Here is a 24,884-nt window from a genome sequence, read left to right on the forward strand (position 1 = left end):
AATTAACAGACCATCTTCGTTTCTGCTTATTATTTTAAGAATTATTTTTACAGACTTCTAATTTTTAGAAGTTTACTCTTTCCAGACATTATATCTTAGAAACGGTATTAATTATTTTCTACATCTTGATATTCAAAAAAGTCTTTGAATAATATATCTGTACTGATGTTAACTACTTGTTTGTACTATATAAAAAGTAGTAAAACAACTTACGAATACCATTGTTTCATTTCTCTGTTTTTCTCATTTCTTAATAACTAACAATAGAAAGAGAAACAAAAACTACTACACTTAAACATTTAAAACTTAACTCATGAAAAAAACTAATCTCCATTATGTTATGTTGGCATGTGCCATCATAATACTAATTCTACCGACTGTAAAAATTTATAGCCAAAAATCTATCGGAGATCCTGCGGTTACATTCGATAATTCCAGAAATGATCCAAAATATCCGTTTATGCGAGAATGGCAAAAAGCGGGTGTTGAGGGTGGAATTCCACTAAGAAATACATTACCCATAAAGATTTTATTAACTCCAACAGATTCTGAAGGCATCCAAGACGCTATTGATGATATAGAGACTAATGGAACGCCTAGTGTTATTTTATTAAAAAAGGGAACTTATTCAATAGATCGTCCAATACATCTAAAATCAAATGTAATATTAAGAGGTGAAAACAAAAATGAAGTATTACTAGAAGTTACCGTTAGATCAAGACGTGACAATGATGAGCAAGTCTTCACATTTGATGATATCCAAAAATCTGGTTTAGAGGATTTAACTTTCGAATATATACCTCCTAAATCCATAACACTTTTCGATGATCGCAATGTAGATCTTAATCGTTATTGTGGGAGTCGTTGTTTTAGTAATGATCCCGCAGGAGAAAAAAACATGTACGTTTCTTTTGTTCGAATGACCCGCAAATCCAAAAACTGCTGGATCGATAATTGTACGTTTAAAAATTCTGGCTCAGATCCTCTAGAGATATGGGGAAATCACATCACCTGCAGAAATAATACTATAGACGCCTGTTACAATAAAGGTGGTGGAGGTAATGGATACTATGATATCCGTGGAGATTATAACCTTTTTGCCTACGAGAAAGTAAGAAGGATTAGACATTTTACTATTCAGCAAAATGCTAAGTATAATGTAGTAACTCAATGTAAGATAGAAGTAGATGTTAATTTTCATAATGGTGACAAGGGTTATAATCTAGTAGAAAACAATACGATTACCAGTTTAAGATGGAGATCATGGGCAGCTTTTGCCTCTGGTGGATCAAAATATGGACATAAAAAACCAGGTCCAAACAATATAGTTTTTAATAATATAACCCGTGGAAGAGGAAATTCAGAACGCTTTAGTGGTGATGATAAAGTATTCGTTTTTGATCAGTATTCAGAACCACGATTATTACGAAACCAAGCTCCCATCGGTGATACTTTCTATCCTGTAGTATTAGATGGTTCTGACGCAAATAATACTGGCGGAGATGAGAATGAAGAAGAAGATTGCAATAATGCTTTAGTTTTAAAAGCTTCAGAAGACGCTTATCTCCAAGGCACTGCTCGATATAACAAGAGAGAACTTCGAGTAGAAGATAGTAGAAGAGTTTCCTATCTTAAGTTTTCGTTTCCTTCTTCTACAAAACAAAAGGTAAAAAGCGCTAAACTAGAGCTTACTGTATCCTCGGATAGTGGAAATGGATTGATCGAAGTCTATCAAGGAGATTCAAACAATTGGAAAGAAACAACTCTTTCTACTACTAATAAACCGAATATAAAAACAAAATTGGGGTCTCTTAATACGCTTTATAAATTAAAAAAGTCCTACCAATGGACGCTATCCAATATCACCCCAGGAAAGACTATATCTCTTATTATAAAACAAAAAGGTGGAAACGACGTTTCCTTTTCTTCAAAGGAAAATACCAATCCTCCAAAATTAATTCTAGAATTAGAATGTGAAAAAAGATTTACTCAGAGTTTAAACTTAACGATTTTTCCAAATCCTACTAGCGACTTTTTAACTATTTCTGGAGTAAAATCTGGAGAATCTATAATCGTGTATGATCTTTCAGGAAAAAAGAGAAAATCAATAATAGCATCTGATGAAGAGGAAAGGTTAGAGCTCTCGGAATTACCATCAGGTCAATATTTAATTAAAGTATCAGGTAAAAGTTCATTATTTATCAAAGAATAAAATGATCTAAAAGAATTAAAGGTATCTGCAAAGCTTGATTTATCATACTAAATAAGGTAAGAGTAAACATAATCGACATACCATAAAAACTAAATTCCTGAGTGTTTAGAATTTTAAACACTCAGGAATTTAAAAATTATAATAAATGTAACTTGTCTGTATTTATTGACAATACTAGAGGGGCTACAACTTTTTGGAAGTACTTTCATGCTTTACTTTTTTAACATTAAAAAGATTATACAAATGCATTCCTATTAATGTAAAAGATCCAACATACATCAACCATTTTCCGTATGATATATGGAAAAGCTCGGATAGAAGTCCAATTGTAAAAACACTCCATGCTGCCCAAAAAATCCATTTAATTACTCTATGAGTGGTATTCCTAGCAGAATACCAAACCGCTATTAAACTTAACCCTAAAAAAAGATAATCCAGTAATGTCCAGAAACCGGCTCCATGACCATGCTTATCGAGTGTACTCTCCAAAATTGGTCTGGTAGCAAAAAACAAAGGAGTTAATGTACAATGCACTGCACAAAGACTACTTGTCGTAACTCCAAGCCAGTCGGAATAGTTTATTTTTTCGATTCGATACATATATAAATAAGTCCAAAGAATATCTTTAAAAGTTGACTTTTCAGCTGCGAATGCACACAAATCAAACATACATTATTGCAACCAAGTCGCAAAAGTAATCAAAAAAAATTTGCTAGTGCAACTTAGTTGCGATAAATTTGTTTCTATGGGAGTAGTTAGAAAAACTAAATCTGTGAATAGATTACTTCACGCTTTTGATCAGTGCGAAACTGCTATCTCTACGATAGCATTGGTGGAGCAATTCAAAACCGAAATGAATAAATCCACTGTATACCGCATTCTAGATCGTCTAGAAATTGAAGGTACTTTGCATTCCTTTATTGGAAAAGATGGACTTAGATGGTATGCATTGACTCATTGCTCACATACAAATCCTTCGGATATTCATCCACATTTTCAATGTAATGAATGTGGTAAAACTGAGTGTTTGCCCATTAGTATTTCCATTCCTGAAGTTTATAAGTACAATATAGAATCTGCAGCCTTACTCTTAACAGGTAAGTGTAAAAATTGTATTCCCTAACATTGAATAAATATTCAACTAAGTACCTATATAAAAATCACCAACAGACTTCTTTATAAAAGAGTACGGTTTCTTCTATCTTCCTAAAATTTACTCATAAACTTTTTAGCGATTTCTTCTAAATAGTGATCTGCATTACTCATTGCATCTTTTATTCCTGTAGCATATTTTATGACTTCATCTACATACGAAATATTGAAATTGGTGACATTATCTTCATTTAGTTCAATTATGCCACAAAAAACTGCTACTTTAATATTTTTATCTTTTGCTGCCGTAGTAACTCCTTGAATTGTTTTACCTAATAGTGTTTGATCATCTAACTTCCCTTCTCCAGAAATGATCCAATCTGCATCCTCTATTTTTTCATTAAATCCTGCAAGTTTTTTGATTAACTCAATACCAGGTTCTAAGGTTCCTTTTAAAAATACTTTAGACGCAATTCCCATTCCACCAGCGGCACCAGCTCCTTGTACAGATTGTGGTTCTACATTAAAAACAGCACGTAACACTACCGAAAAGTCTTGTAATCCTTTATCTAACATTTCAATATCCTGTGAATTTGCTCCTTTTTGCGCAGCATAAGTAAATGCGGCTCCATTTTTTCCATACAATGGATTTGTTACATCACAAGCAATCTGAAATTGTACGTGACTTAATTTAGGTGTAACCCCATCTGTATTGATCGATGCTATTTTAGATAAATTCGCTCCAATTGGTTGTAGTGGTTGATTCTTTTTATCTAAAAATTGATATCCAAGAGCAGCCGCCATACCAATACCGCAATCATTTGTAGCACTGCCTCCTAATCCTAAAATCACCTTAGTCGCTCCTTTATTTATGACATCTAAAATCATTTCTCCAGTACCATAAGTCGTTGCATTTTTACAATCAAACTGTTCTTCTTTCAATAACTTCATTCCTGAAGCTTCTGCCATTTCGATAAATGCAGTTTGGCTAGTTTCTGAATATAAATAGGATGCTTTTATAGGCTTAAAAAAAGGATCATTTACTTCTATGGTTACCGTTTCTCCGTTTAAATAATAGTTCACCACCTCTATCGTGCCATCTCCGCCGTCAGCTAATGGTAATTTTACAATATCTACATCTGATTTAACTGATTTAATACCTCTTTCTACAGCCAAGCAAAATTCCATAGCTGTTAGTGAATTTTTAAATTTATCTGGTGCTAAAACTATCTTCATAGTAAACAAATTAGCTTAAAATCTTAACAATAGATAATGCTAAAAGACATATAATTACAAAATACACTAAAAGTATGATAACTTCACGTTTCCCTTCTTTGTAGAATACAACCTTTAAACCTTCTTTTTGGGTTCCATTTATCACCAAGCTTAAAGTATATCCAACAACGATAGTAACAATACAACCTATCGCATTCCACCAAAACCAAAATACTTCAGGCACATATAACCACAGCAACATATTAAAAAGCACCCCTGCTACAATACCAATATTAGCTCCAATTGCGTGCGTCTTTTTCGTAAGAATTGCTAATATAAATGCTGCCAAAATAGGTCCATAGAATATAGAACTAATCTTATTAATCACTTCGATTACCGTACCTTCAATGTTTCCAGCAAAAAATGCAAAAAACAAGCATACCAATCCCCAGAAAACTGAGAGCAATCTAGAATACGTAACATATTTCTTATCTGGCATATCTGGCTTAAACCTTTTTATAAAGTCTTCTAAAGTGACTGCCGATAATGAATTTACAGTAGAACTTAAAGATGACATGGCTGCAGACATAATGGCCACAATTAGAATTCCTATAATACCATTAGGAAGATATTTTATAATAAATACTGGTACCATTAGATCTGCACGCTTCCCTTCTAAACTACTGATGTTATCTTGATAGACAACATCCATTAGCTCCTGAAAACCTATATCTTGGATCAATAAAGTTCCTAGAACCAATCCCATTAAGCAATACGTAAGTGTAACTGGAAACCGAAGTAATCCATTAGCCAATAATAATCTTTTTATAGTAGGCATCCCTTTAGCAGATAGTAATCGCTGAGATTGTGTTTGGTCTGTCCCATAATAAGAAGCATATAAAAAGATCCCTCCTATCACCATAGGCCAAAAACCAAATTCGTCATTTTTATCGGCATTATTGAAACCCCATTTCGAGAAGTCAACTGCAGTTAGCCTATCCTTATCGACATGAGTTAAGAAGTTTTCGAAACCTCCTAATTCGCTTATACCATATATTAAACAAACAATGATCCCAAAAAACAAAATACACATCTGTATGACATCTCCCCAAATCACAGCTTTCATTCCTCCTTGAAACGAATAAATCATTGTTATGATACCAATTAACAATACAGAAATCCAGAAATCAATCCCTATCGTAGCCTGTAAGATAAGTGCCATGGTATACACCATAACACCAGTTGCGACTGACCTGCTTATCTGAAATACAAAACTTATTAACAATCTGGATGAAGCATCAAAACGTTTTTCTAAAAATTCATAAACGCTAACAATACCAGAATTATATAATGAAGGGATGATAGCAACCAACAAAAAAGCCATTGCTAATGGAACTCCAAACTCATATGTTAACCATTGCAATCCTCCTCCTTCTTTTAAACCCACAAATGCTGGCGCAGAAATAAAACTAATGGCGGACAACTGTGTGGCCATCGTAGACAAACTAAGAGGAAACCAACTCATGGATTGTCCTCCTAGAAAGTAATCCTTAGAATTCTTATTTTCCTTAAAAAAGTATCCTATTCCCAAAAAAGCCAGTAAATAAACAACTATAATGATGTAATCTATATAATTCATAAGTTTATGCTTTTATATTTAACTTCTTACGTAATTCAGGTTTTATAGAATGCATCCATTCACTTTTCAAAATACTCAATAAAACAATATCAGTTCTTCCTGTTCCGTCTAAAGAAGGGATAAAATTTCGTAACACCCCTTCTTCTATGCAACCTAAACTTTTTAATGCAGATAGGCTTACTTGATTTTCTTCATGCACACCAAATCCAACACGCTCTACTTCTAAATTTTCAAAAATAAATTCTAGTAACAGATACTTACTGTTCTTATTTACCGTAGTCCCTCTAAAATCTTTACCATACCATGTATGCCCCAATTTGATGATCTTTAACTGTTCGGAATAATCATACAATCTAGTTGTTCCTGCCGATCTACCTTGGATTTTATCATATACTATAAACGGATACTCTTTTGAGACCTTTCTATTCTCTAAAGCCTGAGAAACATATACTTCTAATTGCTCAAAACTTCTTCCTTTTTCTAACAAATAAGTCCAGATATCAGGATCGTTTGATTGCACAGAAAGCTCCTTTACATGTTTCTTTTGTAACGGAGACAATCTTACCGTATCATTTTCTAGTATATAGTCTTTTGAAAAATCTAACATTTTCCCATTTTTAATTTCAATGATCTTTACGAACGAATTAAATCAATAAGCAATGCCGCGCTCCAAGAAAAATTGTTACCGCCATATCCTGCATTTTCTTTTTCATGGATTTCTTTTCTAGAATCAAAATATTCATAGAATCCATTCTTTTCTATGATTTCAATGCTATCCTTTTTGATACGCTCCGCAACATCAACATATTCATATTCTGATACCCCACGATATAACATCCAATTTAGATTTATCCACACAGGTCCTCTCCAATATTTCTTAGGATTAAACCGATCACTAGTGGGATCAAAAGAAGCGCATAAATATTGATGATCACCTCCAAATTTATCCAGCATTAACTTGATCATAGAAGTAGCTCTTTGCTTATTCGGAATACCTGCAAACAGAGGTGAGAATGACGATGAAGACAAATATTTAAGAGGCTTTTCATTCCTTAGATCATAATGTATATATGCCCCAACTTCTTCATCAAATAATTTTGTATTGAATGAATGTATCGCCTTGCTCTGCCAGTTATGTAATTGTTTAATTTTTTCCTCATTATTCTCTATAAGATGATATAACTTAATTAAGGACTCATTAGATTTTATTAATAAAGCATTGAATAGTGGATCCTGTACCAAAAATGGCGATAGCTCTGCAATTTTTTGGTCATTATAGTTATGCTCTTTTGCTATTTCTATAATATGTAAATAGTGATCATATTCTCTCTTCGAAGGTCTTTGTGATGCATCTACATGTGTAGTGTCTCTTCTTTCAAAAGTGTACTCTGGAGGATTCATAGTCTCCCAAATATCATCCCAGATCGGAGAATTATCTGTTCCTGATTCCCAATTATGGTATATATAAATTAATCCTTCATCTTTAGGATCTCTGTTATTATAAAAATATTCATGATTAAAATATACTTTATCAATAACCGTCTTTATAAAATTAAGAGTCGCTTCTTTATCAGAACTAATTCTATATAATTCCTCCAATACAAATCCTGTTACCGGAGGTTGGGTCATCCCTGTGGTTTTATATTTTTTGGATGCTTGTGGATGCAAACTTGAGTGATGAAAATCAGCTCCAGGAAAATACGAATCCGTTTCACTATGAAAAACGATATGCGGAATAAAACCATTATCCCACTGCGCGTCTAGTAATGTAAAAATTTCTTTTTCCGCTTTGGACATATCAAAATGCGCAAAGCCAATTGCAATTAAACCGGAATCCCAAAACCACTGAAAAGGATATAAATTCTCGCATGGTATACTAAAGTTACCTTTCCAGTTTTTGTTCAAAACTTCAATTGCTTTTTTCTCTAATGGTTTCATAACAATTCTTGTGGATTAATAAAAGTGCATCACTTGCAGTGAGCTACAAGTGATGTCTTAGTTATCATAAATTCATTAAATGGTTTAAAAACTATAGGTAGCGGTTAGGAAAAATCTACGTGGTAGAATAGGCCTTCCAAAGAAAAATTCCCCATCTGCCGATTGCCCAGCTATTCCCGCTCTAGGATTACCTTCAGTCAGTCCATCACTATCGAACAAATTAAATACAGAAAGTCCAACTCTTATAGAGTTCGTATTTTGCGTTTCGAAAGTATACCCTCCTCCAATTCTTACTATAGAAATAGCATCTAGTTCTACGTTATTAGAATCATCGGTAAATTTAGCACCCGTATGATTTAAGGTAAAATTGGCGTCAATCTTGGAATTATCATAATTGACTCCCAAACTTCCTAAAAAGTTAGGTTGTCTACCGATTTCATTTCCTTCATTAATAGTAGATGTAGTATTATTTACTAAGTCTGTTGTTTCATTTTTAGTAATCTCATGATTCTGATAGGTAAGTGTCGCATTAATAGTAAGATCATCTATTAATCTGTATTGCCCTGTAGCTTCTAATCCAAAAGTCCTCGTTGTTTGTTCACTTCTGGCTTGGTCTACTAATTGTCCTCCAGATATGGCTTGATCAATTCTGATACGATCACTGAGGTTGACAAAGTAACCAGCTACCGAACCAGAAAAAGCGCCTGTTCCAAACTTAGCTCCTAACTCTCCTTGAATAATAGTTTCTGCTTCATAATTCGTATCTCTAATACCTGGTGTAGGTGCAAAACCTCTTTGCTGTGGAAAGAAGAATCCTCTAGAAAAATTCGCATACAGATTAGTAGATTCTGTCAACTCATATAATCCAGCTAAAGAAATCGCCCAAGCTGTATCATCAATTTCACCAGTTGTAAAACTACCATCTGCAAAACTTACATTTTGTAAATCTGCTGTTAACTCAGGATCCTCGTATACCTGTGTTTCTTCTAATCCTCCTCTTCTAAAAGTACCTTTTGTATTTTCGATACGAAGTCCAACATCAAAACGCCATTTATCAAATACCATTTCATCAGTAAAATAAAAAGCAGTTCTACTTTGAGTTAGAAAATTATTGGCAGTCATACCTATTCTGTTATACAACCCTCCATCAGAATAAATCACATTACCTCCTCCTGCTTCGGTATAACTTAAATTTACCAATCGTGGATTATTATTAAATTCAGAAAGTACTCTGTATTGAAAATTCACATCTTCGGCTTCCGTTCTTCCCAGAAAAGTACCTAATGTAAAAGTATGATTTCCATCGCCTGATTTCAGTATTAAGTTTGCTTCTCCTGAATAATCGGTCATCGGTCGTAAACGATCTACGTGTAGGTTTTCTACCACCAAATCGGTTCCATTAATCTGCTCTCCAGATCCACCTTGATAAGTAGCATCAAAACCTGTGTTGCCAGGAGCAACTTCAGCCACATAATTATCCAATGTGATTGGATTTCCGAAATTACCATTACCTCCTACATATAAAGCAAAATTGTGCTGATAATTAGCATACTTTGCTTTCGCTTTAAACTTCAAATTATCGGTTAGGTTATAATTAAAATCTGCTAAAAGATATCCTCCGCGAGTAAAAACACCATCATCGATAGGACTTTGATATACGCCTCCTGGTGTTAGAAAAGAAGTATTCGCTAGTTCTCCTGATAAAAGTTGTTCTACTTCATCTCCGTCATTTCCTCTAATACGCTCTCTAGATCCTCCTTGTAGCGGCAATGGTAAAAAGAACTGTGCTCTATCATTGATAAATTGTCCATGCACTGTAAAAGAACCATTATTAAATTTCTTTTTAATATTCGCTCTAAACTGCACTCCTCTGGTATCCAATCCAGTTTCAATAGGACCATTATCTTTTCTTACAAAACCTGTAAAGGCGTAATAAGTATTAGAATCTTCTCCACCTAATCTTCCTCCAGTATAAAAGTCTGTTTTTAGTCTTCCCCTATTTCCATATTCAACATTAATTAAAGTTTCATCATTCGTATCCCCTGTTTTACTTGTATAGTTTATAATACCAGCAACCGATCCAGCACCGTATAGTACGGCAGCACCACCACGTACAAATTCTACTCCTTTGAAACCGATATCAGGTCTAGCATATACATCATGTGCGGAAGAATTTAAACCAAAGGTGCTGATTAGTGGCATTCCATCATACTGCAATGGATTAAATACATACTGACCTCCAGAAGGAAGTCCTCTTACGAATAAGTTCGTCGCGGTTTCTCCTCCTCCACCTTCTGCAGTAATACCTGGTACATCTCTTAAGATATCTGCCTGGCTATTGGCTGATAACTTTGTGATTTCTTCTATTCCTTTAGAGCTAATGGATAAAGGTGCCTGCTTTTGTGATCTAAACGTAGAAGAGGCAGTAAGTACAACTTCATCTAGGGTATTACCCTCTTGTAAGGTAATTTGAAGTATTATTGGTGTTCCATTAAGCTCAATGGATTCTGTATAGGTTTTAAACCCCAAAAAAGAAACCTGTATTTTCTTTGAACCGGTAAGATTTGTAGAAAAACTGAATTTTCCATCAAAATCTGATACAGTTCCTGAATTACTATCTAAAATAGTGATGTTCGCTCCTAAAAGAGGCACACCTGCGTTATCTGTAACAGTTCCTGAAATCTCTGTTTGCGAGAATACTACTATTGTGCTAAATGCACACAGTAATAAAGTGATAGCTTTTTTCATTATAAATGTGTTTATGTGAAATATGATTTAAATTTATTGCTATAATCTTATAAAAAAGACTAAAAAATTATCATTTTTGTATGCAAACGTTTTCGCAAACGTTTGCATTTTGATTCCATGAATTCCACATTATGAAAAAAGAAATCACCACCATGAAAATGTTAGCGCAGGCTTTAAACCTCTCCATTTCTACAGTTTCTAGAGCGCTAAATGACCATCCTGATATAAGTGAAGAAACTAAAGTCAAAGTGAAACAGCTTGCACAATCCAAAAACTACATCCCTAACATTTTCGCTAAAGGATTTAGAAAACATAAATCAAATATCATTGGTGTAATTGTACCTAACATTACTCATTATTTTACTGCAACAATCGTTAGAGGTATTCTAGAACAAGCTTCATTACAAGGATACCGTGTTATTATCTCAGAATCCAACGATGATGTCAATAAACAAAATGAAATGTTCCATACCATGATACAGTTTGGCGTAGATGGTATATTAGCGTCTTTAACAAAAATGACCAGAGATATTGGAAATATCTTACCTATTATAGATACACTTCCACTTATTTTATTCGATAAAGTCTCTGATAAAATTCCTTGTACTCAGATTACCATCAATGATGAAGAAGCTGCTTTTAATGCTGTGGAACATCTCATTAATATAGGTAAGAAAAGAATTGCAATCATTAAAGAAAGAGAATTCTCATATACTTCAGAAAAAAGATATGCAGGATATTTAAGAGCTTTAAAAGAACATCAAATAGAAGTTGATGAAAAAATAATCATTAGTGTTGATGACATCTCTTTAACACAAGGAAAAAGAATGGCTAATATTTTATTGAGTATTAAAAAAAGACCCGATGCAATTTTCGCCATAACGGATAGTGCTGCTATTGGTGTCATACAAACTCTGAATAAGTTTAATATTAAAATCCCTGAGGATATTGCCGTTGTTGGTTTTAGCAATTCTAGAAACGCAACCATAATCAAGCCCAATCTTACCACAGTAAATCAACCAGGAAATACTATTGGAAAAACGGCAACAAAATATCTCATTCAGGAAATTGAAAATGAAAATGATAACGATATTATTGTAAAAAAAACTATCGAAATCAAAACAGAATTAATCGTTCGGGAATCAACTTTTAGTGTATCCTAAAAAGCTGTTTCTATTTGGAATAGACGTAAATCAACCATGCTATTTAGATTATGTGTATTTTTATTTTCAAGGATTTTTAAAAACTACGATCTACAACTTATGTATTCTTATTACAAGATTATCTTTTTGTTTTTACTGCTTGTATCTATTCCAAAAAGCATACAAGCCCAACAAAACGTTATTGATAGTCTGAAAAATGAATTAAAAATTCATCTTCAAAAAGATACAATTCGTGTAAGAATACTAAATAATCTAGCCTATTATAACTATCGAAACAACCCAACTACATCTTTAGAATATGCTGAATTAGCTGGAAAACTAGCCGACGAAATACAATCCACAAAAGGAAAAGCTCGTAGTTTTTATATGAAGGGAATCACCTATATGGAACGAAGTAATTACCAAATAGCTATTGGAAATTATGAAAAAGCTATAGAACTATATACGGCAATAGGTGATTTAAGAGGATTAGCGGGTTGTTATAATGCGATGGGAGTTTTAAATAACTACAGAGGAAACCTTCAACCGGCTTTAGAATATTTTGAAAAAGCTTTAGAAATAGATCAGAAACTTGGTGAGAAAAAAAATCTAGCGAATTATCTTTATAATATTGGTAGTATTTTTTCCAGTACTGGAAAAAACGAAGAAGCGCTTACCAATTTTCAAGAAGCATTGCAGCTATATACCAATACCAAGAATCAATATGGTATCATTACTTGTTTAAATGCAATTGCCATTGTATATCAAGATCAAGGAAATTACCCTCTTGCCCTAGAATACCAAAACAAATCCTTAGAAATTGCCGAAAAAAATAAAGATTACAGCAGCATTTTCAAGTCTTTTAATAACATTGGTAACATTTATAGGCAACAGAAATTGTATGATAAGGCATTAAATTTTTACAATCAGGCACTGGCAATAAAAAATAGTAATAGTGATACCAGAAGTATTTATGCTATTAAAAATAATATAGCCGCTATCTTTATTGATAAAAAAGAGTTTGCGAACTCAATCCCTTATTTCACAGAGGTTATTGAATTTAGCAGAACGATTAAAAATAATGAACAGTTAGCAATTAGTCTTAATGGGTTAGGACATGCTTATATAGGAATTAAAAACTATCCAAAGGCTTTAGCTAATTTTCAGGAAGCACAGAAAATAACTACGATTAGCCAAAAGCAATATGATTTGACTGAATCTTACATTGGTATGTCTCTGGTATATTACTATATGAAAAAATACAAGTTAGCCTTAACTAATGCCGAAAAAGGAGCTCAACTATCTCAAAAATATAAATTCTTAATTCATGAAAGAAATGCTTATGAATTACTTTCCAAAATAAACAAAGAATTAGAACAGCACGAAAAAGCGTATATCAGCAACCAACAACTAAAAGTACTCGATGATAGTCTTTATAACAGAGAAAATATTCAGAAGATGACAGAAATAGAGTATGAATACAAATATAAAAACGAATTAGAATCCGCTGAAAAAAGAGAACTCAAGCTTACGCAAACTGTAAAAACCACCACCAACGATTTAGAGAAATCGCAACGAAATTCTTTTATCGCGATTATCATCATCCTATTAATATCCATCGTTTTAGGAAGTATTATCTTCATTTTGAAATTGAGACATGTAAATGCTAAAAATCAAAACATCCTAATCGAGCAAAAATTATTAAGATCTCAGATGACTCCTCATTTTATTTTTAATTCTTTGTCTGTCTTGCAAGGGATGATTTTGGATAAAGAAGAAAAAAAATCAATTACTTATCTATCTAAGTTTTCTAAACTAATGAGACTCATCTTAGAAAACTCTAGAGAAAAAACAGTCTCCCTTTCAGAAGAATTAAAAGCTGTAGAAAACTATTTGGCGCTTCAAAATCTAGAAAATTCTTTATTCCAATATAGTATACATGTTGAGGACACCATTGATACCTCTGAATTTCAAATTCCACCAATGTTAATTCAACCATTTGTAGAAAATGCAATCGAACATGCTTTTGAGAATCAACCTGAGAAAAGAATCATTGAAGTAGAGATATTGTATAAAGATGAAGATTTGATTTGCAAAATTATAGATAATGGGATAGGAATCGATGCAAAAGAACCAAGTACAAACCAACATAAAAATTCAGTATCCACTGCCATAACCTCTGAACGATTGAAGATGCTCTCCAAAGAATTCAAAAAACGAGGTTCAGTAGTGATAGAAGATCGAAAGAAATATAATGAGCAAGGAACAATCGTTATTTTGGTTATACCTTATAAAACAGTAATAGACTTATGAAAGCACTAATTATAGAAGATAAAGAATTTATCAGAAAAGGCTTATTAAATCTATTGCAACTTATCGAAACACCTGTAGAAGTCATTGGAGAATGCGGATCTGTAAAAGATGCTGTAGTTGTAGCAAATGCCTGTAAGCCAGAACTGGTTTTTCTAGATATTAACCTTACAGACGGCACTGGTTTTGATTTCCTAACCCAGACGGAAAACTTGTCATTTAAAGTTATTTTTATTACTGCGTTTGAAGAACATGCATTACAAGCCTTAAAATTTGGAGCTGTAGATTATCTGCTAAAACCTGTTGACATCGAAGAATTGGAAATAGCACTAGAGAAAGTTACTAAACTGCCCATCAATACCCAAAAAGAACAGTTAAAAATTGCCAAAGATGCTTTAAAAAATGAGTACTCCAAAATTATACTTTCGTTACACGATAGCTTTCAAGTTATAAATCTAGAAGAACTTTTGTTTTGTGAATCAGATAAAGGATACACCACTTTCTATTGTAACAATAACAAAAAATATGTGGTTTCTAAAACGTTAAAAGAGTTTGAGGAGCGTCTTTTGCAAACTCATTTCACCAGACCACATCAATCATTTATTGTTAATTTAAATTTTATCGACAAATATGATAAGTCAGGTGTTATCTATCTGAAAAACGGAAAAAAGATACCAGTATCCACTCGAAAAAAAGAACAGTTCCTAGAGCTATTCTTACGCTGGAATAAAAGTTAACACCTCACATTTACAGATTTTTTATAAAAATCCACACTTATAGATTCTAAAGCAGCGAAAATAGATTCTCTATTTTTTAATGCAACTCTACACTATACTTTTAGCAGTGTTAACCTAAAATAACACTACTATGAAAGTTATACACAATGCAGCTATCATCATTTCTATACTAATAATAATCATCTCTTGTGGATCTGGAGATGAATATACTGCTGATAAAAAAGGTTTTGCTGCCATAGAAAAAGAATTGAAAGACAAATTTGGCAACAATGCTTATTTCACCGAACTATCTATCACCCATAATACAGCTGTTGGAAATATTGTAAGTGTTACAGTTACTAAAGCACCAGAATCCTTAAAAATGGGACAATGGAATTTATTACAAGCTACTTGGAAACAAAACTCTGAAATATCCTTAGAAGTACCAGAAGGAAGTAAGGCAGCAGACTTTATGTTTCAATTAAATAACAAAATCAATCTACCAAAACTAGGCGAATTGGTCGAAAAATCCAGTATCCAATTGCAAAACGAAAAAGGCATTAAAAACCCTTTGCTAAACATAGCTTTTATAAAGTTTCCTAAAAATGGAGATGCTTCTAAAACAGAATACCACGTGAATCTAAAACCTAAAGATGGAGACACCAACTTTAGATTCAACTATGATTTAGATGGAAACCTAATCGAAATGCATTATTAAAATAAACTCAAAATGGAAAAAATAATTACAACCACAAACGAATACATTTCTTTAGATGCTTTGTATGAAGTTATAAAGACGATATCCACACTTAGTGCTACAAAAGAATACGACTCTTGGGAAGTACGGAGAGATTCAAATGGACAAATGGCGCAATGCATTGTAATCAAAAAAAGTGCAATGCATGCTATTAAACTCTACTTAACAAACACTAATGAAGTTAAAATTAACTATATTATACCAAACAAAATGATGCACGCATATTTTGGAAAAAGTGTGAAAGTAAGAAGAGATATTATTGAAATACTGACGGGAAAAATAAAAGATATTATTCTTGCTCCTTCTCAGAAAAAGGTTTTTGAAGAACTGCAAACAATTGTATGTAAAGTAATAACTTAACCTAGATTAACTTATAATAATGTGCAATTATTAAATCGTTTTTACAAAAGATTGAAAAATTACCTATACATCAATTAATGAAGATATTTAAACAAATAATAGCATACATTTTTTGGACAATTATATCCATAATGTTAGGTATTTGTTATATGAGAATTCTTGTCGGACCTTTTAACATTACAAAAGAAGGAATAGGATATATACTATACATCTTCTATAATTTAGGGTTATTTTATGTAGGACTTGCTGTGGGTATCGTTATAGCACTCTTTTTCATCCTGTTCGATATTTTTTATCCAAAAAAGAAATTACAAAATAATAAGAACGCTCTGTTAGTTCGAGTGGTATTGCTCTTTTTTATCGCATTGATTGTGGCAGGCACCCACTTTTTATTAGAAAAAGTAATAGATGTCATCTAAAAAAATGAATACAGAACAACTTAAAAAAATACTCTTGGAACATATTAAACAAGGGAATGCTTTTACGCAAGAAGTTCGTGATATTTTGATGAATTATAAAAATAATGGAGGAACACAAAACAAAGTTGTAGCATTATTAAACCAAATAAAAACAGAAAATCCTGACAACCTATCTATCCAGGATGGAGCCGATGATGTTTTAGATATAGCCACTGGTTATTGCGGACTTTCGATGCGTGTTTGGGATTAAAAATAGTGATATGAAATTACAACCTCTAAGAATCCCAGCAGGATGGAAAGTACATTGGAATTTGTTTTACGAGCAAGATATTAATGAAGAAAATTGTTTGTATGAGTTTTCGAGTTCAACTTTATTATCGATTTCTAATACACAAACTAATAAAAACATAGAGTTGATATGGTATCCAAAAGGTGATCTTAATGGCAGCTATATTTTGGAAGTTTATCAACTTATTGAAAAGTACAATACTAAAAAGAAAATAACTGAAAAAGTACCAGGAAATTTAATGCCAGAATTTTCTTTTGAAAGCAAAAACAGACTAGAAATAGTAGATAAAATCGAAACCTTAGTATTAGATCAGAATAAAGCGAAAAAGCACTAAAACAAAGAAGCATCAGATGGAAATAATACTCATTTTATTTGTGATCGCACTAATCATGACATCTCTGTTTTTAGTGTATCGATTATTAAAATGGTGTTTTGCAAAAAAACTAAGAGTAACCATAATATCATCGATAGTTGTATTCATATGCCTAAGTTTTGTTATCCATCGAATGTTTTTTGTGAACATGGAATTTATTCAATCTAAAGTATATCCAGATTTATATTTGGTGAAACACGCTGTTGAAGAAAAAGATAGTTTACACAAGGCTATTAAAAAGGTGGTGAGACAAAATTTAATAGAATATCACCAAAAAACAGATTTTAAAGATAGTTTTCAGTATTCCTTGCGTTTTTATACATACTATAAAAATTGGAATCCTCTAGCTTTTGGAGATTCTGGAACAGCATATTTCATAGATAATGAAGAAGATCTTGGAGGTATGATCGTTGAAGATTTATCCATGTATCCGCAATACAAACTTGCGATATTTACAATGACAGATTGTAAAAACACGAATACAAGCATTTGTGGAAAGCTAGATTATTATGAGAATGGATATGTATCGAAAACAGATATGATAAAACATAATTTCTAGAAATAAAAATGTAATTTAAATAAAAGCAAGAGAAACCAATTCAGTAAACAACCATATACGATGAAAACTATTTATATACTATTCATATTTCTAATATTAGGTTGTACGGATGAACCAAAAGAAAAAACAAAAACCGAGAGTGAAGTTAAAGACACACTCGTGGAAAAAGCCCCCATAACAACTATACAAAAATCATTTACAGATCCCACTTTCCATAGCATTATCAAAAATTTGTCTATAAGAAAAACACCCATTGTTGATAGTACAACCTTTGACAGCTATAAGGATGATTTCAAGATTTATACTAAAGAAGAAGTAGCGGCTTTACAACTCTATAAAATATATCCTAATTTTTATAAAGAAGGATATAATTATAAAGCTACTCCTTCTTACAAACTAGAATTTTCAGAAGAATTTTACTCGGCAGTGATTGTCATTTTTAAGGGAGAAAATGAAATGGAATCGCAGCTCATTAATTATAATATAGATGGAAACATCATAGATGCTAAAGTAATCGCTTATGATGAAACTGCTGAAGGAGCTTTTCAAAGAAAGTCAAAAATTGAAAACAACATCATCACTACCACCTATATAGATTGGATGGATGAAAAGAAAGAAACCATCGAAGTTTTTGAAATAACTGAAAATGGTAATATTAAACCAGTAGTAACAAACTCGGTTAATACAACATCACAAGAATCTGAACTTTTTGAAAAAGTAGTACAACAATTAGGATTAGAAAAACCTAGAGTGCATTTAGAAGGAACGAAAATTAGTTCCGCTAACATTAACGAGCTTATTATGGTGCTATCTGAGCTTGCTGAAGAATACGATGATGACGATGAAGCGTATGGATTAAACAGTCATATTGTTATTGTAAACCCTAAAAATGGCAAGGTTACTCATAATTTTTTTGAAAGTTCAGAAACAAATGGCTGGTTTTCGGATGCTGTATTTATTGATGGTATTTCTATAGATACGACACATTATAAATTATCCGAATCAAAAAGTGCTTTTGGTGTTCTACTAAAACACAGAACACAATCACAACCAAATCCTTATAATACCTCCACATTATCTCTTTTCATGAAAGATGATTTTGGTATCCAAAAAATATTGGATAATTATACCATTTACGAAAGTACGGGAGAAGTAAATCTTAATTCGTGTCATGCTCAATTCAACATAATCGATAATTCATTGGTTGTTGACAACGTTACAACTAATGAGCTTTTTGATTTAGTAATTAAAACTAAGAATACACAACGCATTTTTGCTGAAGATAAAAATGGAGAATGCAATCCAATTGATTCTATTCTTTCTCAGAAAGATGTGGTCCTAAAATTTGATGGAAAAATCTATAAAGAAATTAAAAAATGAAGTTAAGTCAATCCTTTAGTGGAGCTTTACGAACCTTTGCATATTTTATGGCAAGCGGCACGCATTATCAATTGAAAGATATTGATTACCTTAAATTATATGGAGAAGAACCAAGCGCTATAGAACAAGCATATGCGATATTCGCTAATGTTATTGAATTAGATTCAGAAGGTACCGTACTAAACGCAAAATATGCTGAAAAAAGAGCTGTAGACTATATTCGATCCTATTGTGATCCTAATTTTAAAGTAGCACCTCCGTACGAGGATTGGGAAATCGAATTATACTAAAACAATATCAACAAGAAAAATGAATCTATTATATACTATTACGAAAAATAAAAACTTCCTCTTAACCATATTATTAGGCCTATGTTTTTCTTTTGGATTTTCCCAGAAAATGAAAAATCATTTACATAAAAAATTGATCGCAAAAGTCGGTGTTATCTATGAGGAAACTCCAGATGATAACCCTTGCGCTGGAAGTGAAATCTATTTAATACTTCAATTCGAAGAAACACAAATACATATATCCGAAATGGAAATATCCTCTTGTAATAAAGAATCTAATCACAAAATAGGAACCTATAATTGGAAACTAGCATCTAATGATGCTATACAAGTGGATTTTATTGCAAAGGAAATAGAAAACACATATGCAAACCAATTACAATTAAAACTAAAAGATGAAAATATCATAGGAAACATTACACACCAAAACGGAAAAGTAGTAGCGTACATTTTTAAAGAAGCGGCAGCATTATGAAATCGGAACATCCAAAGGATAACTTGAGATTTGAAGATGAGGAAGAGATTGTAATCTTTAACCATTACTCTTTCTGCGAACTGATTAAACATATTATGGTACAATATGGAAAAGTTACGTATGCCGAAGCTCAGGAAAAATTAGATGCTTCTTTTTTAAAAAAAGCTCCTCAATCTCGCACCGAAGTAGAGCTTTTAGGACATGAATTAGAATACCATTGGGCTATGAATTGTCTTCATGGTCATATGTATTGGTTAAAAGGAATCCCAAGTGATTTCAATGATTTTAAAGAGGAGTACCTTTCTTGGGAAAAGGAAATTATAAGAAAATATAACCTTAAACAGTCTTTCGAGTATTATGAAACTAAATAAGAAAAATCTACCATTCTTAGTGATTTTTTTGTTGCTTACTGCGTCTTGGCTGATCTATAACCAATATAGAGCTTTAAAAGAAGTTAGAACGTATTACAGTCCTGATGGGAAGTATCAATTAGTTATTACTAAAGAACCGAATATTTTTTCATCTACCATGCCTGGCGATGGAGGCACAAGTTCTGAAGTTACTGTGGTTTTAAAAGATGCTAAAGGCACTATCATTGGAAAAAGTAGTGACAATGAAAATTGTTCTGTATTACTTTTTAGTGTAGATGTAACTTGGGATCTTGAAAACATGGAGGTATCCTATGCAAAAGCACGAACGATTAATCTAAAAACAGGTGAAGTACAGTGTTAATAGTAAACGAGATTAAATAACTAGTAATGGAAAAAGGTTGCAAAATAGCAGATGCTATGAATACATATAATTTGGCACTAAGCATTGTAAAATCCAAAGGTTATAAAATATTTGTGCTTCCACATGCGGATGAAGAGAATTTTGATTTTTGGGCTATTAAAGGTACAAGGCAATTTGCAGGAGGTGATCCATTACGTCTATTAGGATTGATTAGTATTTGGGAAAACACAGGAGACGATTGGCAAAAACATATGCCAGAAGAAGATATTTATGACCAAATTTTGTCGCGAGCATTTCCTGATAGTATAAAAGATTTTGATCAATTGACTAATGAAGATTTTAATGAACTAGTTTCTGATTATAAACTATTTTTCCATGAAATTTTAAACAAAAAATTTCCTGAAGATCCAACTCGACAAGAAATGTTCGACTTGATCGATTCGTTTTATAAAGAATGATATGTTATTAGATAAAATGATATTTATAAGAGTATTTGCGATTACACTATTAATACTATTCTTTGTGAGTGGAAACGCACAAGATTATTATTTCGTCACTGCAAAAAGTGGATTAAATGTACGTTCCAGCAATAAATTATCTGCAAAAAAAATGGCTAAGATTCCCTATGGAGTTATAGTGCAGAAAATAGCTGATACAGATAAAGAAATGACCATTATCGATAATGGAATAGAAATCACTGGAAAATGGATTAAAATAAAGTATAGTAACTACCCTTATATCATATCTAAAGAAACTGACACTCACGAAAAAGAAGGGTTTGTTTTTGATGGATACCTAAAAAAAAATGAAAACGATGCCATTATTAACTCATCAAGAATACCTAAAACCGAATATGATGAATTGTTTAAAAAGGCTTCAAAACCAATTGAAAAATCCAAAAAGATTGGTGATTTAGATTCGATTAAAACGATATTAAAGAATCGAGTAGAATGGGTATCACAATTTGAGAATGAGGACTACAAAAGAGAAGATCAAATCAAAAGTATCACCATTAGTAACGGACAAAAGCTTATACTAAATGAATTCTTCTCTGAGGAAATTGGCTTTTCAAAAGGATGGTCTGGATATTATCCAGCATATGATATATTAGTATTAGAAGGAGGACATACAAGTGATAGAACGTTTTCGATTAAAACTGGTGAAACAGAAGGAACTATTGGAAACCCAGATTACTTTGTACATTCACCTCAAAAAACGCTTCGTTTAAATGGAATCTTTGGTGGACAAGAATGTATCTCCTACTTTTTTCAAAGAAAAGTCAAAGGAGAATTTGAATATCTAACTGAATTTGATCTGATTGATGACCATTGTGTTATTAAAGAGTTTTATTGGATAAATGAAACTTCCTTTATATACAGAACAAAATATTACAGTAAAGATGAAATCCATGGAGAAACAGACTGTTTCAAGGGACAAATAAAACTGAAATAAGAATACGTCTTCTCCAAACACTAGAAGTTTTTAAATGACTAAAAGATTGAAAGCTGAAAAACACCAACAAAAATTAGAAAGAGAAATTGCTCTAAAAGCAAGCTTTATGAATACAACAAAATGGAAAGCTTTATTCGCTATATTGAAGGGAATAAATTTTCAATTTGAGTGTACAGTGAAACTACTTTTAGATGCTAAAATTAGAACATTCTCCATACCTAACTCTAATAATTTGATTAAAGAAAAATATATAGAAGAATATTGGGGTGTTTTCGAATTGAGAGAGATTGAATGGATATTAATTTCATTAAAAACTGAATTTCAAAATATTGAAGAATTAGAACAAAAGCTTCAAGAAGGGAAGCTATTTGAATATGAAACATCTAAAGCTGAATTAAAAATCTATGGATATAAATAAAGAAACATGAACATAAAATTACAAATACTTTTTCCTACCATCATTGCTTTATGCATTTGTCTGAATGCCTGCAAAGACAATTCTGAAACTTCTGAAAAAAAAACCTCTAATACAGAGTTAACAAAAGAACAAACAAAAAATGATAGCTTGACCAATGAGGAACCAGAAAAAAAAGAAGATAGTCTTACCCTCTTATCTAGCAAACTGAGACCAAACGAATATCTTGAATTAGGTAAAACCTATACTGATACAATTAACTTTATAAGCTTTGATGATAATTATGATTACTGGTATTTTTTAGCAAAGAAAAATAAGGATACGACAGACATATGCTACACTATTGATGGTATTTCTCAACTTGCTACAGGAGATACATTAGAAATCAAATGGGAATTAAAAATCCTAGAAGAAGCAGGAGATCCCGAAATCACGTACACAAAACCATTTTTGATCTCATTCAAAAAAATCAATGCTGAACAATTCACCAATCAAAAAATAAAAGTTTTATGGAGAGAAACATTGTATGATGAAGCGCTAGGAACAGACATTAACACCATTGTTTTAAACAATGAATACCTTGGGAGAATTACCGAACCCGAAAGAGCTGCTTTAGGCTACGTTACAACTTTTATCGGAAATGAATGCGAATGGGATGGGAAAGCAAATGAAAACAGAAGTAATCTTAACTGTAAAATATTAACTCAGTTAAAATTAGGATATCAATGTTCAGAGAAACATCTTGGATTTTTGAGGACATGGTTTTCAACAGACACCTTAGCATTAAAAAAATTGCAAAGCTGCCCAACAATACCCAATACCGCAACCATACAAACAACATTTGATGAGATTTATATAACTACAGATATAACAGAGCAAATCATAAAGATAGATTATCAATTCACAGGCATCAATACACGAAGAGGAAGTGTAAAAGAAAATATGTATACAGATACGTTTTCTTATAATGATCAAAATATTACTTTAATATCTTCTAAAAAAACCAATAATTCCTTTGTGATTTCTTGTGGTTCTGGTTGTGCAATGACCTATTCTGAACACCAAATAGTATCCAATCCAGATAATGGTAAGGTAACCTTCAAAGTAGAGATGTTTGTAAACGAACAATTGTCTGATGAATATTATGAAACCTATATCTATACCTGTGATGAATCTATGGACAAAACCATGATTAAATTAGAAGGAACAAAGAACTTTAGTATGGAAATATTACATGAAGACATGCAAGAAAAATTAAAATTGTATGCATCAAGGTTTTGTAAGAAATGAAGTTAATCATCCAAGACATAACGAAACAACAGAAGGCAGAAATTAAAGTAGAAAGCCGTACGGATAACCTAGTACAAGGAATCATACTTTCTCATTCTTTTGATACTGAATTACTCGGTATTATAACCGAATTTGAGGAACTGGTAAATAATTTTGTTATTGGAGAATTATTAGATGATATAACAGAAAAACTGGATGCTTATAATTGGAGTGTTGAACATAAAGATTGGATTATACATGATTTTCAGATCTTTGATCTTAAACACATTTCTTTTAGAATAAAAGATACGACTGTTTTTTCTACTACTGATTTCATTGCAGAATTGAAGTTTTTCCATCCTGATGAAAGTGGTAGAAAAAATGCTGTATCATCGGGCTATCGACCTCATATAAAATTTAATGAATATCCAGATCATATAACTACTGGGCAGCAAATCTATGTAAATCAGGACACCGTTCAACCCGGAGAAAAAGGGGTGATGACCAAAATTTCTATTGTCAATAAAGAGATATTTAAAGGAAAGTTGTGTAAAAACGTATGTTTTATATTTTATGAAGGAAAGCATCGAATAGGTTTTGGAAGGATAGTAGAAGTATTAAATGAAAACTTAAAAGTAAATTGGGATACCATTAAAAACAATCATACTATCGTTTATCCTGAGAAGGATATTGCTATGTATACCTTGTCTAATCCAGAAGTAAGCAGACTTTGCTGGACAGATATTAGTTATGCTTTCTACAAGTTTAGAAGCATCTGTAAATATCATTTTGTCATTCAGTCGGAAGAAGTTGATTTACGAACAATGCGCTTTAATGATGTCGAAGCATATTTTAAAGAAAAACTTCGTGAAGTATGCGTAGCGCATATAGTAATTATAAAAAAAGCAGATAGAGGTTTTGAAACCAAATACAAAGGCTTTAAAACTGATATCTATGTAGATGATTTAGAAAAAGCAACCAAAAGACTACATCAAATGCAAAATGATGGTTCTCGAATTTTTGATTTCGAGTATACCGTTTCGGAAGATGATAATTGGACTGATTTAGGAATGCTTTTGTATTAACCATTACCAATACATAT

Annotated in this window: 28 protein-coding genes; 21 read left to right on the forward strand and 7 right to left on the reverse strand. The window is 32.1% G+C overall.

What is annotated here, in order from left to right; genetic code table 11:
• The first annotated feature begins 313 nt into the window (after nt 1-313).
• Nucleotides 314-2,212 carry a CBM96 family carbohydrate-binding protein gene (locus tag ACWNT5_RS00470; RefSeq protein ID WP_456516294.1) on the forward strand — a complete coding sequence of 633 codons (1,899 nt, stop codon included), beginning with the start codon at nt 314-316 and terminating at the stop codon, nt 2,210-2,212.
• A gap of 183 nt (nt 2,213-2,395) precedes the next feature.
• On the opposite strand, the gene ACWNT5_RS00475 is transcribed toward ACWNT5_RS00470, so the two are convergent.
• Nucleotides 2,396-2,881 (reverse strand): MerC domain-containing protein, encoded by a 486-nt coding sequence (locus ACWNT5_RS00475; RefSeq protein ID WP_299602894.1) that lies wholly within the window; start codon nt 2,879-2,881, stop codon nt 2,396-2,398.
• 103 nt (nt 2,882-2,984) lie between these two features.
• On the opposite strand from ACWNT5_RS00475, the gene ACWNT5_RS00480 reads away from it, so the two are divergent.
• A complete protein-coding gene (locus ACWNT5_RS00480; protein WP_456516295.1) occupies nt 2,985-3,335 on the forward strand; it encodes a Fur family transcriptional regulator in 351 nt (116 codons plus the stop codon).
• Between the two features lie 83 nt (nt 3,336-3,418).
• On the opposite strand, the gene ACWNT5_RS00485 is transcribed toward ACWNT5_RS00480, so the two are convergent.
• The 5 genes from ACWNT5_RS00485 to ACWNT5_RS00505 form a co-directional block, all read right to left on the reverse strand.
• Complete coding sequence (locus ACWNT5_RS00485) at nt 3,419-4,540, reverse strand: glycerate kinase (protein ID WP_299602899.1); 1,122 nt, start codon at nt 4,538-4,540, stop codon at nt 3,419-3,421.
• Nucleotides 4,541-4,550: 10 nt separating this feature from the next.
• Nucleotides 4,551-6,158, reverse strand: coding sequence for a sodium:solute symporter (locus ACWNT5_RS00490; protein WP_299602901.1), 1,608 nt, complete (start codon nt 6,156-6,158; stop codon nt 4,551-4,553).
• 4 nt (nt 6,159-6,162) lie between these two features.
• Complete coding sequence (locus ACWNT5_RS00495) at nt 6,163-6,765, reverse strand: GNAT family N-acetyltransferase (protein ID WP_299602903.1); 603 nt, start codon at nt 6,763-6,765, stop codon at nt 6,163-6,165.
• A 26-nt stretch (nt 6,766-6,791) separates the two neighbouring features.
• Nucleotides 6,792-8,096, reverse strand: coding sequence for an MGH1-like glycoside hydrolase domain-containing protein (locus ACWNT5_RS00500; RefSeq protein WP_299602905.1), 1,305 nt, complete (start codon nt 8,094-8,096; stop codon nt 6,792-6,794).
• Between the two features lie 84 nt (nt 8,097-8,180).
• A complete protein-coding gene (locus tag ACWNT5_RS00505; protein WP_456516296.1) occupies nt 8,181-10,844 on the reverse strand; it encodes a TonB-dependent receptor in 2,664 nt (887 codons plus the stop codon).
• Nucleotides 10,845-10,975: 131 nt separating this feature from the next.
• Here ACWNT5_RS00505 and ACWNT5_RS00510 point away from each other — a divergent pair, with 131 nt between their 5' ends.
• From ACWNT5_RS00510 to ACWNT5_RS00545, 8 genes are all read left to right on the forward strand, one after another.
• Nucleotides 10,976-12,007, forward strand: a complete 1,032-nt coding sequence (locus ACWNT5_RS00510; RefSeq protein ID WP_299602910.1) for a LacI family DNA-binding transcriptional regulator — start codon at nt 10,976-10,978, stop codon at nt 12,005-12,007.
• A 126-nt stretch (nt 12,008-12,133) separates the two neighbouring features.
• Nucleotides 12,134-14,299, forward strand: a complete 2,166-nt coding sequence (locus ACWNT5_RS00515) for a tetratricopeptide repeat protein (RefSeq protein WP_456516297.1) — start codon at nt 12,134-12,136, stop codon at nt 14,297-14,299.
• On the forward strand, nt 14,296-15,033 hold the full coding sequence (locus ACWNT5_RS00520) for a LytR/AlgR family response regulator transcription factor (protein ID WP_299602916.1): 738 nt from the start codon (nt 14,296-14,298) through the stop codon (nt 15,031-15,033). Before ACWNT5_RS00515 ends, ACWNT5_RS00520 begins: the two co-directional genes overlap by 4 nt.
• Nucleotides 15,034-15,163: 130 nt before the next feature.
• A complete protein-coding gene (locus tag ACWNT5_RS00525; protein ID WP_456516298.1) occupies nt 15,164-15,730 on the forward strand; it encodes a hypothetical protein in 567 nt (188 codons plus the stop codon).
• Between the two features lie 12 nt (nt 15,731-15,742).
• A complete protein-coding gene (locus ACWNT5_RS00530; RefSeq protein ID WP_299602922.1) occupies nt 15,743-16,129 on the forward strand; it encodes a hypothetical protein in 387 nt (128 codons plus the stop codon).
• Nucleotides 16,130-16,278: 149 nt separating this feature from the next.
• Entirely contained in the window at nt 16,279-16,548 is a 270-nt protein-coding gene (locus ACWNT5_RS00535) for a hypothetical protein (RefSeq protein ID WP_299602925.1), read from the forward strand.
• Nucleotides 16,538-16,798 carry a hypothetical protein gene (locus ACWNT5_RS00540; RefSeq protein ID WP_299602928.1) on the forward strand — a complete coding sequence of 87 codons (261 nt, stop codon included), beginning with the start codon at nt 16,538-16,540 and terminating at the stop codon, nt 16,796-16,798. The genes ACWNT5_RS00535 and ACWNT5_RS00540 overlap by 11 nt, the downstream gene beginning before the upstream one ends.
• A gap of 10 nt (nt 16,799-16,808) precedes the next feature.
• Nucleotides 16,809-17,171: a hypothetical protein gene (locus ACWNT5_RS00545; protein WP_299602931.1), complete on the forward strand. Its 363-nt coding sequence runs from the start codon at nt 16,809-16,811 to the stop codon at nt 17,169-17,171.
• Nucleotides 17,172-17,183: 12 nt separating this feature from the next.
• Here the strand turns inward: ACWNT5_RS00545 and ACWNT5_RS00550 are convergent, their stop codons facing one another.
• Nucleotides 17,184-17,318: a hypothetical protein gene (locus tag ACWNT5_RS00550; protein WP_456516299.1), complete on the reverse strand. Its 135-nt coding sequence runs from the start codon at nt 17,316-17,318 to the stop codon at nt 17,184-17,186.
• Between the two features lie 40 nt (nt 17,319-17,358).
• On the opposite strand from ACWNT5_RS00550, the gene ACWNT5_RS00555 reads away from it, so the two are divergent.
• The 11 genes from ACWNT5_RS00555 (at nt 17,359) to ACWNT5_RS00605 (ending at nt 24,867) form a co-directional block, all read left to right on the forward strand.
• Entirely contained in the window at nt 17,359-17,769 is a 411-nt protein-coding gene (locus tag ACWNT5_RS00555; protein ID WP_299602936.1) for a hypothetical protein, read from the forward strand.
• Between the two features lie 60 nt (nt 17,770-17,829).
• The gene (locus ACWNT5_RS00560) at nt 17,830-19,149 is read left to right on the forward strand and encodes a PA3715 family protein (protein WP_299602939.1); all 1,320 of its coding nucleotides are present in this window, start codon (nt 17,830-17,832) and stop codon (nt 19,147-19,149) included.
• Nucleotides 19,146-19,439, forward strand: a complete 294-nt coding sequence (locus tag ACWNT5_RS00565; protein ID WP_299602941.1) for a DUF7677 family protein — start codon at nt 19,146-19,148, stop codon at nt 19,437-19,439. The genes ACWNT5_RS00560 and ACWNT5_RS00565 overlap by 4 nt, the downstream gene beginning before the upstream one ends.
• 109 nt (nt 19,440-19,548) lie before the next feature.
• On the forward strand, nt 19,549-19,914 hold the full coding sequence (locus ACWNT5_RS00570) for a hypothetical protein (RefSeq protein ID WP_299602944.1): 366 nt from the start codon (nt 19,549-19,551) through the stop codon (nt 19,912-19,914).
• Entirely contained in the window at nt 19,911-20,285 is a 375-nt protein-coding gene (locus tag ACWNT5_RS00575; RefSeq protein WP_299602947.1) for a hypothetical protein, read from the forward strand. Before ACWNT5_RS00570 ends, ACWNT5_RS00575 begins: the two co-directional genes overlap by 4 nt.
• Nucleotides 20,272-20,646 (forward strand): hypothetical protein, encoded by a 375-nt coding sequence (locus tag ACWNT5_RS00580; protein WP_299602949.1) that lies wholly within the window; start codon nt 20,272-20,274, stop codon nt 20,644-20,646. The genes ACWNT5_RS00575 and ACWNT5_RS00580 overlap by 14 nt, the downstream gene beginning before the upstream one ends.
• Nucleotides 20,647-20,672: 26 nt before the next feature.
• On the forward strand, nt 20,673-21,104 hold the full coding sequence (locus ACWNT5_RS00585) for a hypothetical protein (protein WP_299602951.1): 432 nt from the start codon (nt 20,673-20,675) through the stop codon (nt 21,102-21,104).
• Nucleotide 21,105: 1 nt separating this feature from the next.
• Nucleotides 21,106-22,098, forward strand: coding sequence for an SH3 domain-containing protein (locus ACWNT5_RS00590; RefSeq protein ID WP_456516300.1), 993 nt, complete (start codon nt 21,106-21,108; stop codon nt 22,096-22,098).
• Between the two features lie 46 nt (nt 22,099-22,144).
• On the forward strand, nt 22,145-22,516 hold the full coding sequence (locus ACWNT5_RS00595) for a DUF6678 family protein (protein WP_299602956.1): 372 nt from the start codon (nt 22,145-22,147) through the stop codon (nt 22,514-22,516).
• Nucleotides 22,517-22,522: 6 nt separating this feature from the next.
• Entirely contained in the window at nt 22,523-23,803 is a 1,281-nt protein-coding gene (locus ACWNT5_RS00600; RefSeq protein ID WP_299602959.1) for a hypothetical protein, read from the forward strand.
• Nucleotides 23,800-24,867: a hypothetical protein gene (locus ACWNT5_RS00605; RefSeq protein WP_299602961.1), complete on the forward strand. Its 1,068-nt coding sequence runs from the start codon at nt 23,800-23,802 to the stop codon at nt 24,865-24,867. Before ACWNT5_RS00600 ends, ACWNT5_RS00605 begins: the two co-directional genes overlap by 4 nt.
• Nucleotides 24,868-24,884: the final 17 nt, after the last annotated feature.

It is taken from the genome of Aquimarina sp. 433 (genome assembly GCF_054054605.1).